Source organism: Bacillus sp. SD127 (assembly GCF_058566445.1).
In genome coordinates this window covers 1,155,135-1,171,412 of sequence record NZ_CP191226.1, presented here as the reverse complement: position 1 = coordinate 1,171,412, position 16,278 = coordinate 1,155,135, and the positions used below count along the sequence as shown (strand labels likewise).

Here is a 16,278-nt window from a genome sequence, read left to right as displayed (position 1 = left end):
CAGATGCTCGCCTCCTTACCTGTTTAGAACCATTTCAGAAAAACACGTAAAGCCTGCCCTTTTTCATGTCACAGCCACTTTTTCAAAAACTGCAGAGCTTCATGCCTCATCATAGCTGTTTCAAAATGCCCTGAAGCGGAGCGCACCATACGGTAACAATCAGAAGCCCCTTTTTCAGCATACAAAGCTGTTAATTCTTTTTCGATTTTGTTCACTCCCTCAGCGGGTGTTAACCGATCATGTATGCCGGCAAGACTAAGATGCGGGCGCGGTGCGATCAGGCTTTGGATATCTGATGCCGAGAAGTGCTTTGCAAGCGACGGAACGTAATAATAAAAGCCATGCCGGTCAAGGTTCTGTGTTTCAATCAGTACATGATGGTCAACCTGACTGCATAAATCCGCACATGCCTTAATCCGTTCATCAAGCGCCGCTGTCCACCAAGCCATCAAGCCCCCCATAGACATGCCGATCGTTCCGATTCTGTCAGGCTGAATATCAGGACGGCTCTGCACATAATCAATGGCTCTTATACTGTCGTACATCATCATGCCCCACATCACCCTGCCCGTCAGAAGCATCTCTTTAAAAATCTCGCTTTCTGATTTTCCCCGTCTGTCTCCAAATCCCCAATGGTCGATTGCCAATACGCCATATCCGAGAGAAGTCAGCTCCCGAGCAAAAGAAGGCGCTTTCAAATAATCCGCTCCCTCAAGCAGTTCACTTTTTCCCCGTTCATACTGCCCGCCATGCGAATGCTGAAATAATATAACAGGGCACCGTCCTTTTGCGGCTTTCGGCTTCACAAAATATGCAGGCACCTTTTCAAGCCCATTTATATCAAGCAGCAGCGTTTCAATTATATATCCCTCTTTTTCCTCAATACGCAGCGTTTCCGCCCCCGTATGCTTCCGATCAGGCAAATCACCAAGCAATCGAAACAGCAGCTCTCTTTTTTCGTTACTCATCCCATCACCCTTCCTTTTTCGCTTATCTTCAATGTACGAGACGGATTTGTTATTCCCTTTATTTTTCACACAGTATATAGAAACAAAAATCGTAGTTTACTAAACTTTTACTAAATATAACAAAATATTCTGAAATTCATTATTGTAACCGCTTACTTTCATATGATAGTATCAATTTATCAAAAACGTATGAGTAAAATATTTCTTTTGTTTTAGTAAATCTCATTCAAATGAAAGGGAGTAACCATGGTTCGTATAAAAGATATCGCCTTAAAAGCGAACGTTTCAAATGCTACTGTTTCGAGAATTTTAAATGAAGATCATTCGCTTTCTGTGGCTGGTGAAACGAGACAAAGAGTGATCAGTATCGCTGAAGAGCTAGGCTATCAAACTGTCGCTAAACGCCGAAAAGCCCGCGGACAAAAACAGCGCGCCCAGCCGCTTATCGGGGTGCTGAGCTGCTTATCTCCCGATGAAGAACGGCAGGATCCTTATTTTTCTTCTATTCGCAAAGGAATTGAAAAAGAATGCTTTGAACAGGAAATTTTCATTACAAACTCCATCCATCTCGGTTCCTTCCAGGAGCATATTTTTCGGGAATTAGACGGTATCATTGTTATCGGCCGTGTCCATGACGAAGCCGTTCAACATATCAGCGGCCGATTGGAGCATGCCGTATTTATCAATCATTCTCCCGATCCGCAGATATACGACTCGATTGGGATTGATTTTGAAGCCGCCGCACGCCAGGCAATTGATCACCTTTTCGATTTAGGTTACCAACGATTAGGCTATATCGGCGGGCAGGAGAAGGAGCATACACTGAGGGACGGCCAAAGCATTCGCAGAACAATTGAGGACAAACGCCAGACTGCCTTTTTGCAGTCCGCCCATCCTCAGCCTGAACACGTCCTGGTCGGCGATTACAGCATGCGCGAGGGCTATCGTCTGATGAAAAAAGCCATCACTCAAGGCAAGCTGCCTGAAGCCTTTTTTATCGCAAGTGATTCTATGGCCATCGGCGCATTGAAAGCACTTCAGGAAGCCGATCTGCATGTGCCGCGGGATACAGCCATTGTCAGCTTTAACGGCATTGAAGAGGCCGAGTTTGCAAGCACACCTTTAACCACCGTGAAAGTGCATACAGAGGAAATGGGCCGAACAGGCGTAAAACAGCTTCTCGACCGCTTTAACGGCCGAACAATTCCTCATCAAGTCACCCTGCCGACAACACTGATCATCAGGCAAAGCTGCGGATATACAGCTAAGGAGGTGACGCAAGACAAACGTTCATCAAGATCATAAGGAGGAAAAGATGAAACACATATTTGTTTTATTTCTCTCTCTTATTCTGCTGATTATGCCGGGATGCTCATTTGAAGAAAGCGCTGCAGATACAGGCAAAAAGACGTTAACCATTTATTCTACGATGTCAACAGACAGTGAAAGAAACACATTCAGAAAACTAGCCGCAGCGTTCGAAAAGGAAAGCGGCATTCGCGTCAGCATTCATTTCCCAGGCAATGACTATGAAAATATGATGCGTGTCAGAATGGCCGCCAATGATCTGCCTGATCTCTTTGATACTCATGGCTGGGGGAAAATCAGGTACGGGGAGTATACAGCCGATCTCCGGGATATGGACTGGACTCAGAATCTTGATCCAAATTTAAACAGCATCCTTAAAAACAAAAGCGGAAAGGTATACGCATATCCGATCAACCAAGCAAAGGACGGCCTGGCGTACAACCGCAATATGTTAGACCGTTTCGGCATTGATCCGCCGGAAACGATGGATGACTTTATAAAAGCACTGAGAACGATTAAAGAAAAAAGCAATGGAGAAATCGTTCCTTTCTGGTTCGCCGGATATGATAAAAGCTCTTTCGCCCAATATTATGACCAATTCGCAACACCTCTTCTCATCACAGATCCTGCCCATAATGAAAAGAAACAGCTCATTGACGGCACCTTCAATTGGAGCAAATTTACTTATCTTTCAGATACCCTCAAACAAATGCAGAAAGAAAAACTCATCAATATCGATGCCGTAACAGCAAAAAAATCACAGCTCATTGAATTAATGGCTCAAAATAAAATCGCTTTTACCATGCAGGGCGGCACTCTTGGTCAAGACGTCGCCCAAATTAATCCGAATGTAAAGGTTGGGATTATCCCGACACCAGCTATACACTCCGGTGATGACCCGATATGGATTGGCGGCGAGCGCTATACACTGGCAGCATGGAAAGACTCGCCTCATTTAAAGGAAGCAAAGCAATTTATCGCCTTTATGGCTCGTCCCGCCCATGCGAAAGAAATGGCTGAAGCCACATCGCTTCCTTCAGGGCTGACCAATGTAAAAGCTGATATTTTCTATGCCAAAGACTATCAGCATTATCAGAATATGAAAGTCGAGCCCTATTTCGACCGATTGTACCTGCCGAACGGGATGTGGGATGTGATGGGAACGGTCGGCCAAGAGCTTGCGGCAGACATTTTGACACCCAACGAGATTTCTAAAAAGCTGGGAAGAGAATATAAACGACTCCGGGAGCAATCTGGAACACAGGGAGCTGAAAACAATGAGTGAGATCGCAAGAGATGTTCTTATGAAACAGGTCAAGCCGAAAAAACAATCCTCACTTTGGTGGATGTATATTCCGGCTCTGCTCTCCGTTTTGATCTTCATGATTTATCCGTTTGTAAAAGGCGCTTTTATCACCTTCACAAACTGGAACGGATTTTCTCAGGTTTATCAGTGGGTCGGTTTCGCTCAGTATGAAAGGCTGTTTGCTGATCCGGACACATGGCATATCTTAAAAAACACGCTGCTATACGGACTCGGCAGTACCTTTTTTCAAAACGTTATTGGTCTTCTGTACGCCCTGCTGCTAAATCAAAGCATAAAAATGAAAGCGATAACAAGAACCATTGTGTATTTGCCGGTTATGATCAGTCCGCTCATTATGGGCTACATTTGGTACTTTTTCTTTTCATATGACGGAGGTGCGCTTAATGACCTGCTTGGCGTTTTCGGCATCACCCCGATCAACGCGCTCGCCAGTCCGTCTTCGAACCCATGGATCATCGTCATGATTAACACGTACCAATATGTCGGCATCGCCATGATTGTCTATTTGGCAGGCCTGCAAAGCATTCCAAAAGATTACTACGAAGCAGCGGAAATGGATGGCGCGACACGGGGCCAGCAGTTTTTCGGCATCACCCTGCCGCTGTTAATGCCCTCGATCACGATCAATATGGTCATCAACATTATCGGAGGCTTAAAGCTGTTTGACGTGATAATTGCGCTCACTGCAGGCGGACCCGGAAACGCGTCGCAATCCATGTCAACGTTTATGTATGACCTGTATTTTAAACGGCAGGATGCCGGCTATGCTGCGACACAAGGCATATTTATGGCATTTGTCATTTTGATCATCAGCTTTTGCGCGCTTGCGTACTTTAAAAGAAAGGAGACGGAAATGTCATGAGAGCCGCCCGCTCAAACAAACTGCGGTTTATTACACTTCTCGCTGCCATTATAGCCTGTGCGCATTTCATTCCTTTTTACATTCTGCTGACCACTTCATTGAAAGCAAAAGGAGATTACAGTTCCAAATGGCTGTTTCCAGCTGATATTTCCTTTCAAAATTTTTCTGAGGCATGGGAGCGCGCTTCACTTGGCAACTCGTTTATCAACACAATCATCATCACAGGCGTTTCGGCATTGTTGTTAATCATATTCGGCTCACTGGCCGCCTACCCTCTTGCCCGGCGGGAAACCAAGCTGAATAAAGCCGTTTTCGCGCTGCTGATTTCAATTATGATCATCCCTCCGTTAACGTCCATGGTGCCTTTGTACAGAATGGTTGTGGACGCCGGCATGGTCAATACACACGCAGTCGCCATTTTGATCAATACAGCGGCGTATATGCCATTAACCGTGTTTTTGTATTCCGGGTTTATCCGTTCAACCATTCCAAAAGAGCTTGAAGAAGCGGCAAGAATGGATGGAGCGGGAATGCTGAAAATCTTTTTTACGATCGTATTTCCTTTGCTGAAGCCGATCACTGCCACCATCTGTATTATTTCCTGTGTCTTTATATGGAATGACTATCAATTTGCGATTTTCTTTTTACAGGATCAGAAGGTGCAGACACTTACTGTCGCAATGGCCGGGTTTTTCGGAGAAAACGCCAACAATCTGCATTTGGTCGCCGCGGCTGCCATCATGGCAATGCTGCCGATGGTCATTCTGTTTCTGGCGCTGCAAAAATACTTTATTGCCGGGCTATCATCAGGCGCGGTAAAAGGATAATGAAATAAAGGAGGAACCGACATGAAAAAAATCACATTTATCGGTGCAGGGAGCACAATTTTCGCAAAAAATGTTTTAGGGGACTGCTTGTTAACGGAGGCGTTAAATGGATTTGAATTTGCGCTTTACGACATTGACCCAAAACGCTTGCAGGAATCTCAGCTTATGCTCGAAAATTTGAGAGACCGCTATAATCCGAGCGTGGTTATCAACAGCTATGACGACAGAAAACTGGCTTTGCAGCAAGCGGGCTATGTGATTAATGCCATTCAGGTCGGAGGCTATAAACCAAGCACAGTCATCGATTTTGAGATTCCTAAACGATACGGATTGCGGCAGACGATTGCCGACACAGCGGGCATCGGCGGGATATTCAGATCACTCAGGACAATCCCCGTGTTATTTGATATCGCAAGAGATATTGAGGAAATGTGTCCCGACGCTTGGTTTTTAAACTATACAAACCCAATGGCCTCCCTGACTGGCGCTATGCTTCGCTATACGGATGTGAAAACGATCGGGCTCTGCCACAGCGTCCAAGTGTGCACAAGAGATTTATTTAGATCTCTCGGTATGGAGCACGACGGGATTGAAGAACGAATCGCAGGCATCAATCATATGGCATGGCTGTTGGAAGTGAAAAAGGACGGCGCTGATTTATATCCCGAAATCAAAAAGAGAGCGAGAGAAAAGCAAAAAACAAAGCATCATGACATGGTGCGATTTGAATTGATGGATAAGTTCGGTTATTACGTCACGGAATCATCAGAGCACAACGCAGAATACCATCCTTATTTTATTAAGCGGAATTATCCTGAATTGATCAACGAGCTGCAGATCCCGCTGGACGAATATCCAAGAAGATGCGTGAAACAGATAGAAGATTGGGAGAAAATGAGGGATGACATTGTTAACAATAAAAACCTCACCCATAAACGCTCAAAGGAATATGGCTCAAGAATAATAGAAGCAATGGAAACGAATCAGCCGTTCACCTTCGGAGGAAACGTCTTAAATACCGGACTCATCACAAACCTTCCTTCCAAAGCGGTAGTTGAAGTGACATGCGTCGCCGACAGAAAAAAAATAACCCCGTGCTTTGCCGGAGAACTTCCTGAGCAGCTCGCAGCGTTAAACAGAACGAATATCAACACACAGCTGATGACCATTGAAGCTGCTGTTACACGAAAAAAAGAAACTGTTTACCAGGCAGCCATGCTTGACCCGCATACAAGTGCGGAGCTGTCCATCAATGACATTATTTCTATGTGTGATGATTTATTTGAAGCGCACGGCGATTGGCTTCCAGCATACAAATAAAAAAAACTAGGGGTGATCTCTCCCCTAGTTTTTCGGTTTCGTTTCGCCTTCCCAGGCCATCATGCCGCCTTCTACGTTGACTGTTTTAAAGCCTTGCTCATCCAAATACCTGCAGACATTCATGCTGCGCATCCCTGATCGGCAGATAAAAGTGTACTCTTTGTCTTTATCGAGGGTGTCCATTTTTTCAGGAATATCCCCCATGCGAATATGAACCGCTTGCGGGATCATGCCTTCCGCAACCTCTTCATCTTCTCTGACATCAATCAAATACAATTCTTCATCCGCCTCGATTTTTTCTTGCAAAGCAGCTGTGCTGATTTCTTTTATTTCCAAAGAAAACACTCCTATTCACCAATAATCATGTTCAGTATATCAAAGTCAGCTGGACGATTGCTATTTTGAGACTGATGAAAAAAATCCCCTTTTTGACAAAGGGGATTTTTTCAGGATTAGTTTGCCACAATATTGACAAGCTTGCCCGGCACCGCGATGATTTTACGAATGGTTTTGCCTTCAAGCTGCTCTTTGACCTTTTCATCTGCTTGAGCAAGCTGTTCGAGCTGTTCCTTCGTCGCATCTGCAGGAACCTGTAGTTTCGCTTTCACTTTTCCGTTCAGCTGAACAACGATTTCAACTTCGTCGTCAACAAGTTTTGCTTCATCATATACAGGCCAAGCCTCATATGCAATCGTACCGCTATGGCCTAATTTTTCCCACAGCTCTTCCGCGAGGTGAGGCGCGATAGGAGAAAGAAGCTTCACAAAACCTTCCATATATTCCTTCGGCAGCTCTGACGCTTTGTAGGCTTCATTGATAAAGACCATCAGCTGAGAAATACCTGTGTTAAAACGCAGGCCCTCATAGTGGTCTGTCACTTTCATGACTGTTTCATGATAGACGCGCTCCAATGTTTCACCGGCGCCTTCAACGATTTTGCCATTAAGCTCACCGCTGTCTTCAACAAACAAGCGCCATACGCGGTCAAGGAAGCGGCGTGCGCCGTCTAAGCCTGATTCAGACCAGGCAATTGAAGCATCAAGCGGTCCCATGAACATTTCGTACAATCTCAGCGTATCAGCGCCGTGAGAGGCAACGATTTCATCAGGGTTGACAACGTTCCCTTTTGACTTACTCATTTTCTCGTTGTTTTCACCGAGAATCATTCCTTGGTTATACAGCTTTTGGAACGGTTCTTTCGTCGGCACTACCCCGATATCATAAAGGAACTTGTGCCAGAAACGGGCATACAGAAGGTGAAGCACAGCATGCTCCGCGCCGCCGATATACATATCAACCGGAAGCCATTTTTCCATTTTCTCAGGTGATGCCAGCTGATCCGGATTGTGCGGATCAATGTAGCGCAAGAAATACCAGCAGCTTCCCGCCCACTGCGGCATTGTATTCGTTTCTCTTCTTCCTTTTTTCCCTGTTTCAGGGTCTGTGACTTCAACCCACTCTTTAATGTTCGCAAGCGGTGATTCGCCGGTGCCGCTCGGTTTGATTTCGTTTGTTTTCGGCAAAATCAGCGGCAGTTCTTCCTCCGGCACAGCTGTTGACGTTCCGTCCTCCCAATGAATGATCGGTATCGGCTCGCCCCAGTAGCGCTGGCGGCTGAAGAGCCAGTCGCGCAGACGGTAAGTGACTTTCTTTTCGCCGTTTTTCGTTTCTTCCAGCCAAGCGATCATTTTTTCAATCGCTTCCTGTTTATTAAGCCCGTTCAGGAAGTCAGAGTTCACATGCTCGCCGTCGCCTGTGTACGCTTCTTCTTCAACATTTCCGCCTTTCACGACTTCCTTGACTTGAAGGCCGAATGTGTTGGCGAATTCAAAATCACGCTCATCGTGACCGGGAACAGCCATGACTGCACCAGTTCCGTATGAAGCAAGAACGTAATCTGCGATCCAGATCGGCAGTTTTTCATCGTTTACAGGATTGATCGCATAAGCTCCCGTGAAGACGCCTGTCTTTGTTTTCGCGAGATCCGTGCGCTCAAGGTCACTCTTTGATTGAATTTCTTTGATATAAGCTTCGACAGCTTCTTTTTGCTCAGCAGCTGTGATTTTTTCTACCAATGCATGCTCCGGAGCAAGTACAGTGTATGTAGCGCCAAACAATGTATCAGGTCTTGTTGTAAACACCGTAAATGATTCATCATGTCCGTCTATGCCAAAATGAACGTGCGCACCTTCAGAACGGCCGATCCAGTTGCGCTGCATGTCTTTAATGCTTTCCGGCCAATCAAGCTCTTCCAAGTCATCAAGAAGCCTGTCCGCATAAGCTGTGATTTTCAGCATCCACTGCTTCATCGGGCGTCTTTCGACCGGATGGCCGCCGCGTTCACTCTTTCCGTCGATGACTTCTTCGTTGGCAAGAACCGTACCGAGTGCAGGGCACCAGTTTACTGGCACCTCATCAACGTAAGCAAGGCCCTTTTCATAAAGCTTTAAGAAAATCCATTGTGTCCATTTATAGTATTCAGGATCTGTCGTGTTGATTTCACGATCCCAATCATATGAAAAACCGAGCGCCTGAATTTGGCGGCGGAAATTATCAATATTCTGCTTCGTAAACACTGCCGGGTCATTCCCGGTGTCGAGAGCGTATTGCTCAGCCGGCAGACCGAATGCGTCCCAGCCCATCGGATGAAGAACGTCATACCCCTGCATGCGCTTCATGCGGGAGAGGATATCCGTTGCTGTATAGCCTTCAGGGTGTCCGACGTGCAGACCCGCTCCAGACGGATAAGGAAACATGTCCAGCGCGTAAAATTTTTGTTTCTCATTATGATCAAGAGTGGCAAATGTTTTGTTTTCCAGCCAATAATTTTGCCATTTCTTTTCTATCTCTTTGTGCTGAAAACTCAAAGTAAAAACCTCCTTCTGATTGAATACGGCGTTTTATGGTTCAAGTATTGACGGGAAAGGGACAATTATATTCAGAATATTCCCAAACTAAAAAAAACTCCCTCATCCCTAAAAGGGACGAGAGACTTTCGTTTTCCCGCGGTACCACCCTCGTTAGCGCGGCAGACGCCGCACTCACTTGATACTTTTAACGCAGTTATGCGTCAGCGGCTTTTCACCGCTGCAACTCGGAGGTGAGTTCGGAAACAAACTTGATTGACTTTCACCAGCCGTCAACTCTCTGAAACAATATCTGCTTCTTACTGCTCCTCTTCATTGTTCTTATCGCAACCGTAATCTTAACTGTATTTTATAGAATTCTGTTCATAAGTGCAAGCAGGTTTGTATACAATGGGAATGTACCCTGAACGGGCGAAGATTGAGGACAATTATTCTGGTGGAGTTTTGGTTTGACGTTTCGACTCGGCCGGTTCGCCGCCGCTGTTCATTTCTCTTACAAAATCAAAGCTTCTGAGAACAGCTTCACCGCCGTAGCCTGAGATAATGGATAAGATGACAAGTTGAATTCCTGAATCGGGGTCAGCGGATAGTACAAGTAAAATGGAAGCCGTCATGCCGATAAACCAATCTTCCAAAAATCCAAGATAGATAAACCGCTTCGTCATCCTAGGTTTCTCCAGTCTGCCTCTCTTTTTCACATGACCGAGAATCCCCATGATTCCTCCAATTACACAAGCAATTAATACCTGATGCAGCATCTTCATCATCACCTTCCTAAAGCCCTTATTTCGTAAAGCGACTTCAGGCCATCCAGCCCCCTTAAACGATTCCGATGATTTTCGATATCTACATACTGGCAAATCTGAAAAAAGCTTGTTTCTTCCATTATATGTGAACACATGATCGGTAAGCTTGATGCATTGGATTCATTTTTCACCCAGTGACATTGACCTAGTCACCTATTTAGCATGTAGAAACCTTTCCGTTCATATGTTCAAACTCTGTTCTTATTTTTAGTGTATACGAGGACAAGCCCTAATGACAAACAACAAACTGCGCTTGCTTGAATCAGAACATGTGTTGTGCTACGGTTACTGTAGAATTCATTAAAAAAAGGGGAATATCAGGCTTTCGCATAGCAAGCTGGCGGACTAAGGGGGAATTATATGGCTAGTTTTCAATCATTCGGAATAAAAGGACAGCTGGACATCATCAAAAAAGCGCTTGATCACGCGCGAGTCGGTGTAGTGATTACAGATCCTTCACTTGAAGATAATCCGATTGTCTACGTAAACCAAGGCTTTGTTCAAATGACCGGCTATGAGGCCGAGGAAATTTTAGGAAAGAACTGCCGCTTCTTACAGGGGAAAGATACAGACGCTGGTGAAGTGGACAACATCAGAGCCGGTTTACAAAATAAAGAACCGGTTACAGTTCAGATTCAAAACTACAAAAAAGACGGAACGATGTTCTGGAATGAGTTAAATATTGATCCGCTGGAAATAGAAGACAAAACCTATTTTGTCGGAATTCAAAAAGACATCACCAAGCAAAAAGAGTATGAAAAGCTTCTCGAGGATTCCCTCACAGAAATTACTGCACTTTCAACTCCTATTGTGCCGATTCGCAACGGCATTTCGGCTCTTCCGCTAGTCGGCAACCTGACAGAGGAGCGATTTAATTCCATCGTCAGCACATTGACGAATATCTTATCAACATCCAAAGATGATTATTTGATCATTGATTTATCAGGATTGGCCCAAGTAAATGAACAAACCGCCGACCAGATTTTCAAGCTGAGCCATTTGCTGAAATTGACCGGTACCGAATTAATCATTACCGGCATTAAGCCCGAATTGGCTATGAAAATGAATAAACTGGATGCCAATTTCTCATCGCTGAAAACATATTCTAATGTAAAGGATGCCGTGAACGTGCTTCCGATTATGTAAAAAGATCCCGCTCATCCGGCGGGATCTTTCTTATGAAGAAACTGAAGCTTGCTTATTCGCTTTATCAGCTGATTTTAACCGTTTGTCGTATAAAATCGTCGTGGCTATGCTGATCATAAGCAAAACCAAAAGTGATAAAACAAGAGCGTGAATGCCGGAATGATCGACGAGCACTCCTCCGAACAAAGGCCCTATCATTCTGCCACCTGTCGCAGCGCTGTTCACAAACCCTTGATAAAATCCTTCTTTCCCTTTAGGCGCAAGCTGGTTGGCAATCGTCGGCACGGCAGGCCAAACAAGCATTTCCCCGATGGTCAAGATCACCATGGCAGCCAGAAACATTGGAAATTGCTTCGCAGTCAGCAGCATGCTGTAAGACACAATAAAAATGACAAAACCAATGATCATTTGTGCTTTCAGCGACTCAGCCCATTTTTTCACAAAAAAGCTGACAAGCGGCTGTCCAACCACAATTAAAATTCCGTTAATCGTCCACAGCACACTATATAAAGAAAGAGACATTCCGATGCTTTGCGTGTACGATGCAATGGTGGTAGACCATTGAGAATATGCCAGCCATCCGAGCACATACCCGCTGCTCAATATGACCAGAGCCGTAAATTTCGCTTTGCTGCTTACAGCGTCATAATCAAGCACAGACGTTTGAGGCACATCCTTCGTCTGAATGTTTCGAAATCCGAAATATACGATAAAGAAAAAGACCACATACAGCGCGGCATTCGCCAAAAATACGTATGAAAACGAGAAAGACGCCACCACGCCGCCAAGCGCAGAACCGACGGCAACACCTGCGTTTTGCGCGACATAGATCGCATTAAATGCCCTTCTTCCCCCTTCAGGCCACACTGATCCAGCCATTGCGTAACTGGCCGGAAAAACAACACCCGAACCAAACCCGACAATCGTAAGCAGCACAATATAAAACGGCCAATCATGAAAAAAGACGAGACCCACCAGACTTGTTAACGTAATCGCAATTCCGAGCATGATGGATTTGAACCCGCCGATTTTATCAAACAAAAACCCGCCGCATAAATTCCCTGCCACACTGGCGCCGGAATTCAGCATAAGGACAATCCCCGCGACCGTTAATGACTTTCCTAAATGATTATGAATATAGATCGTGTTAAGCGGCCATAAAAAGGATGCACCCGTCACATTAATAAACATCCCTATCACTAAAATTTTCAATGCGCGCGGCATACTGATCCCCCTTTCTTATCTATAAAAGCTCATGAAAAAACGGAAACCTCAACAGGCTCCGTACGAATCCAGTTATCATAGCACATTCATTCTATCTGTCTATCTCATATTTTTCAACAGATGAGTGTGAAAAAATCTAACAAATATTGTTCGAAAATTGTAAAATAAATAGAAAAAGGGGTAAATTTCATGGAAATGGCATTCGCATCCCTCGGTTTTTTTGCATTTCTCTTTTCGCTTGGCTATGGAGTGTACCATCTCGTCAGATATGTGCTAAAAAAAGAAAAACGATTCTCTAAAAAACTCTTTTGGCCGCTTTTCATTGGAGGCCTCATTCTGCTCTTCACCGGAGCAGCTTTGACAGAACCTGACGCTGCCGCAGCAAATGCTGATAAAAAATATTCAGCACTAAACACTGAATATAAAAGTCTTAAACAAGAGCATGAAGCACTTGAGAAAGAGTATGAAGCCATCAGCTCTGAAGCAAAGAAACTGAAAGACGACACAAAAGATCAAGACAAGCTCAAGCAGCTGGAGAAAGAAAATAGTGAACTAAAAAAGACTCAGAAATCATTAAAAGCTGAAAATGAAGCCCTTCAACAAGATAAAACAAAACTTGAAAAGCAATTAAAAGAGGCACAAAACCGAACAGCCAGCACAAAAGAAAACAGCGAACATTCTTCAACCAGCACAAATAAAAGCAACGAAACCAGCTCGGCTGATACAGCAGAAGGCTGTCTTATCAAAGGCAGCAAAAACGGCATTTATCATACGCCGGGCAGTACATACTATGACCGGACGACAGACCCAGCTGAAATGTTTTGTTCAGTTGAAGAGGCTGAGGCAGCCGGGTATCGGGCGCCGAAACGATAAACAAAAAAGCTCCAGTTCTCTGGAGCTTTTACTGTTTTACAATGCCGACTTAATCACCTTTTTATAATAAAGAACCGACAGAATACCGAAAATAGAATAGAGTGCAGTATATAACACCATCACCATAATCATCGGCGACCATACCTCTGATCCGAATAAGAACCAGCCGGATTGTACGGCAAAGTAACTGTGAAAGAGGCCGATCACCAATGGAATGCCGAAGTTATACATTTGTTTGATGCGTATCCCCTTCAGCAGGTCGCCCTGTGTAAAACCGAGTTTTCTTAGGATGGTATAATTCGGTTTTTCTTCTTCACTTTCACCCATTTGTTTAAAGTAAAGGATACACCCCGATGTGATGAGAAATGTTAATCCTAAGAAACCAACGATGAACATGACCATACCAAAAAGAGATTTTTGCGCAATACTTGTATCCAGCCTTGATAAATGTAGATCTTTCTTGTTGACCTTTTGAAAGAGCTCATTTGCTTTTTCAAGCTGATCTCCATGTTTCATATTGATGCCGATAAATTCAGATTGCGCCAGCTGAATGCGAGGGTCTTTATCTTTATTCAGCTGTTTAAACAGGTTGTCATCCACTATGACTGCGGGCATTCCCCCGCTTGTAAACGTGTAGGATACAAGAAACTCTTCTCTTAATCCTTTATAGTGTAATGATTTTGTCTCATTCTTGCTTTTGACTTTAATGCTGCCGGAGTCTTTTAAAACCATTATCTTTTGCAGCAAGTCAGTATATCCTGAGAAAACCGCTTCCCCAGCCGCCACATCGACTCCTTTTACATCTTTATCGCTAACAACAGCGAGCTGTGTGTTGCTGGGATCGCTCTGCATCTCTTTCGAAGTTCCATCCATGATATTTGTGAGATCAAATGACGATTGCAGGACAGGCATTTCTTTTTTGACGTACGACAAGTTATTTTCACTCAAACTGCTTTCAAATCGTTTGGCATCTTTCTCATTCATGAATGAAAAATCCGCCGCTACATTTTGTTCAGCAGTCTTTTCTGCCGAGTAATACGAAATATAAGCAAGGGATAACAGCCCGATGGCGAGCGCTGAAACGGTTGTGATAATTGTCAGAAGCAAAGCGTTCGATTTCATTCTGAACATAATCGATGACAGTGACAGAACCTCTGAGATATTCAAGTAGCCGCCCTTGCTTTTCCGAATGATGTTCGAGATAAACGTAACCGATCCTTTATAAAAGAGAAACGTCCCGATAATGACGGAACCTAAGATAAGACTCATTGCGAAAAACAGTTCGTTTATGGTCTTGAATTTTCCGCTAAACAGCTCGGAAGACACGTAGTATCCCGTTAAAATCAACACGATGCCCAGCGCCCCGATCAGCATCTGGAAAAAAGAGATTCTCTTCACTTTATCCTCAGTGGAAGACGTTACTTTAAACAAAGATAAAATGCTTTGTTTTTTGATAAACGTATAATTCATGATCATAATCAAAAGGTAAATGCCGCAGAACACAATGATTGTTTGAACCAAGGCTTGCTCAGAAAAATGCAGTTTCGCATCAGCTTTGACATCGACGATTTTGAACAAGATCATGAGCACAAGCTTTGAGATTGAAAATCCGGCAAAAACCCCGATGGCTAACGAGCCGAAATACAGCATGATGTTTTCCGCACTTAAGATTCGAAAGATTTTGTGCTTTGTCATTCCGATTAATTGAAACAGCCCGATCTCTTTACTCCGTCTTTTAATAAAAATGGTATTGGCGTACAAAATAAAGATTGATACAACAGCCACAAGCAAAATTGAAGCGGTTTTAATAGCCGCGGCGCCTTTAATGGAAGCTTTTACTTCATTAATGGCCGGGTCATATTGGAGTGTGACAAATGCGAAATAAAGCGCCACACTAAAGATCAAAGCAAACACATAGAGGTAATAATTCCTGATATTCTTTTTCAGATTTCGCAGTATGAGCTGATTAATGTTCATGCTGCACCCCGCCTAACACGCCTTGTGTTTTCATGATATCCTGGAAAAACGTCTGCCTGTCTTGGCCTCCTTTATTCAGCTGCGTATACATCAGGCCATCCTTAATAAAAATGACTCTGCCGCAGTAGCTCGCTGCAACGGGATCATGGGTAACCATAATAATTGTGGCGCTGCGTTTTTGATTGAGCTGGCTCAGCTTGTTTAATAGATCAGAGGCTGATTTTGAATCGAGCGCGCCGGTCGGCTCATCAGCGAAAATAATGCTCGGGTCATGAATAAACGCTCTCCCGGCGGATGTTCTCTGCTTCTGGCCGCCGGAAATTTCATTCGGGTACTTATCCCGCAATTCATAAATACCCAATTCCTTCGCCACTTCCTCAAACTTGCGGTTTGCTTCCTTTTTTGATATTTTCGTGATCGATAACGGCAGAAGGATATTTTCTTTCACTGTTAATGTGTCTAACAAATTGTAATCTTGAAAGATAAAGCCTAAGTGCTGTTTTCTAAATTCAGCCAGCTGCTTTTCCTTCAAGGACGTCATTTCGTTTCCGTTAATGTTGATCGTTCCGTGGCTTACCTTATCAATCGAGGACAGAACGTTAAGCAAAGTCGTTTTGCCCGATCCTGAAGCACCCATAATACTGACGAATTCGCCCTTTTCAATGTGAATATCGATGCCCTTCAGCACTTCCTGTTTATTTAGCTTGTTACCATAGCTTTTTCGAATTTTATTCGCTTCTAAAATCATCATTTCCGTAGTCTCCTTTATATTG

General features: G+C 44.2%; 14 protein-coding genes and 1 other annotated feature. Of the genes, 7 read left to right on the top strand and 7 right to left on the bottom strand.

From position 1 onward, the window contains the following. Positions 1-68: 68 nt before the first annotated feature. Positions 69-968, bottom strand: a complete 900-nt coding sequence (locus ACQVGS_RS06040; RefSeq protein WP_024122555.1) for a dienelactone hydrolase family protein — start codon at positions 966-968, stop codon at positions 69-71. 246 nt (positions 969-1,214) lie between these two features. On the opposite strand from ACQVGS_RS06040, the gene ACQVGS_RS06035 reads away from it, so the two are divergent. Genes ACQVGS_RS06035 through melA form a run of 5 tightly spaced genes read left to right on the top strand, consistent with a single transcriptional unit; the run spans position 1,215 to position 6,612 of the window. Further along, on the top strand, positions 1,215-2,273 hold the full coding sequence (locus ACQVGS_RS06035) for a LacI family DNA-binding transcriptional regulator (RefSeq protein WP_059291799.1): 1,059 nt from the start codon (positions 1,215-1,217) through the stop codon (positions 2,271-2,273). 10 nt (positions 2,274-2,283) lie between these two features. Then, positions 2,284-3,561, top strand: a complete 1,278-nt coding sequence (locus ACQVGS_RS06030) for an ABC transporter substrate-binding protein (RefSeq protein ID WP_188323232.1) — start codon at positions 2,284-2,286, stop codon at positions 3,559-3,561. After that, positions 3,554-4,465 carry a carbohydrate ABC transporter permease gene (locus ACQVGS_RS06025; RefSeq protein ID WP_188323233.1) on the top strand — a complete coding sequence of 304 codons (912 nt, stop codon included), beginning with the start codon at positions 3,554-3,556 and terminating at the stop codon, positions 4,463-4,465. Before ACQVGS_RS06030 ends, ACQVGS_RS06025 begins: the two co-directional genes overlap by 8 nt. Next, a complete protein-coding gene (locus tag ACQVGS_RS06020; RefSeq protein ID WP_188323234.1) occupies positions 4,462-5,292 on the top strand; it encodes a carbohydrate ABC transporter permease in 831 nt (276 codons plus the stop codon). The genes ACQVGS_RS06025 and ACQVGS_RS06020 overlap by 4 nt, the downstream gene beginning before the upstream one ends. 21 nt (positions 5,293-5,313) lie before the next feature. Next, positions 5,314-6,612: an alpha-galactosidase MelA gene (gene melA, locus ACQVGS_RS06015; RefSeq protein ID WP_188323235.1), complete on the top strand. Its 1,299-nt coding sequence runs from the start codon at positions 5,314-5,316 to the stop codon at positions 6,610-6,612. Between the two features lie 24 nt (positions 6,613-6,636). On the opposite strand, the gene ACQVGS_RS06010 is transcribed toward melA, so the two are convergent. The 3 genes from ACQVGS_RS06010 to ACQVGS_RS06000 form a co-directional block, all read right to left on the bottom strand. Continuing rightward, entirely contained in the window at positions 6,637-6,948 is a 312-nt protein-coding gene (locus tag ACQVGS_RS06010) for a rhodanese-like domain-containing protein (RefSeq protein ID WP_024122561.1), read from the bottom strand. A 116-nt stretch (positions 6,949-7,064) separates the two neighbouring features. Continuing rightward, a complete protein-coding gene (gene leuS, locus ACQVGS_RS06005) occupies positions 7,065-9,479 on the bottom strand; it encodes a leucine--tRNA ligase (protein ID WP_106020295.1) in 2,415 nt (804 codons plus the stop codon). 110 nt (positions 9,480-9,589) lie between these two features. Further along, positions 9,590-9,804 (bottom strand) — a binding site (T-box leader). A 103-nt stretch (positions 9,805-9,907) separates the two neighbouring features. Next, positions 9,908-10,243, bottom strand: a complete 336-nt coding sequence (locus ACQVGS_RS06000) for a DUF4257 domain-containing protein (protein WP_003223352.1) — start codon at positions 10,241-10,243, stop codon at positions 9,908-9,910. 402 nt (positions 10,244-10,645) lie between these two features. Between ACQVGS_RS06000 and ytvA the strand changes: the two genes are divergently transcribed. Beyond that, a complete protein-coding gene (gene ytvA, locus ACQVGS_RS05995) occupies positions 10,646-11,431 on the top strand; it encodes a YtvA family blue-light photoreceptor (RefSeq protein WP_105990175.1) in 786 nt (261 codons plus the stop codon). A 30-nt stretch (positions 11,432-11,461) separates the two neighbouring features. Here ytvA and ACQVGS_RS05990 read toward each other — a convergent pair whose 3' ends face one another. After that, the gene (locus ACQVGS_RS05990) at positions 11,462-12,655 is read right to left on the bottom strand and encodes an MDR family MFS transporter (RefSeq protein ID WP_474393343.1); all 1,194 of its coding nucleotides are present in this window, start codon (positions 12,653-12,655) and stop codon (positions 11,462-11,464) included. Positions 12,656-12,844: 189 nt separating this feature from the next. On the opposite strand from ACQVGS_RS05990, the gene ACQVGS_RS05985 reads away from it, so the two are divergent. Next, complete coding sequence (locus tag ACQVGS_RS05985; RefSeq protein WP_254517842.1) at positions 12,845-13,528, top strand: sunset domain-containing protein; 684 nt, start codon at positions 12,845-12,847, stop codon at positions 13,526-13,528. Positions 13,529-13,564: 36 nt separating this feature from the next. Here ACQVGS_RS05985 and bceB read toward each other — a convergent pair whose 3' ends face one another. Together bceB and bceA are read right to left on the bottom strand one after the other, a co-directional pair. Then, a complete protein-coding gene (gene bceB, locus ACQVGS_RS05980) occupies positions 13,565-15,505 on the bottom strand; it encodes a bacitracin ABC transporter permease BceB (RefSeq protein WP_106020297.1) in 1,941 nt (646 codons plus the stop codon). Beyond that, positions 15,495-16,256 carry a bacitracin ABC transporter ATP-binding protein BceA gene (gene bceA / locus ACQVGS_RS05975; protein ID WP_024122567.1) on the bottom strand — a complete coding sequence of 254 codons (762 nt, stop codon included), beginning with the start codon at positions 16,254-16,256 and terminating at the stop codon, positions 15,495-15,497. The genes bceB and bceA overlap by 11 nt, the downstream gene beginning before the upstream one ends. Positions 16,257-16,278: the final 22 nt, after the last annotated feature.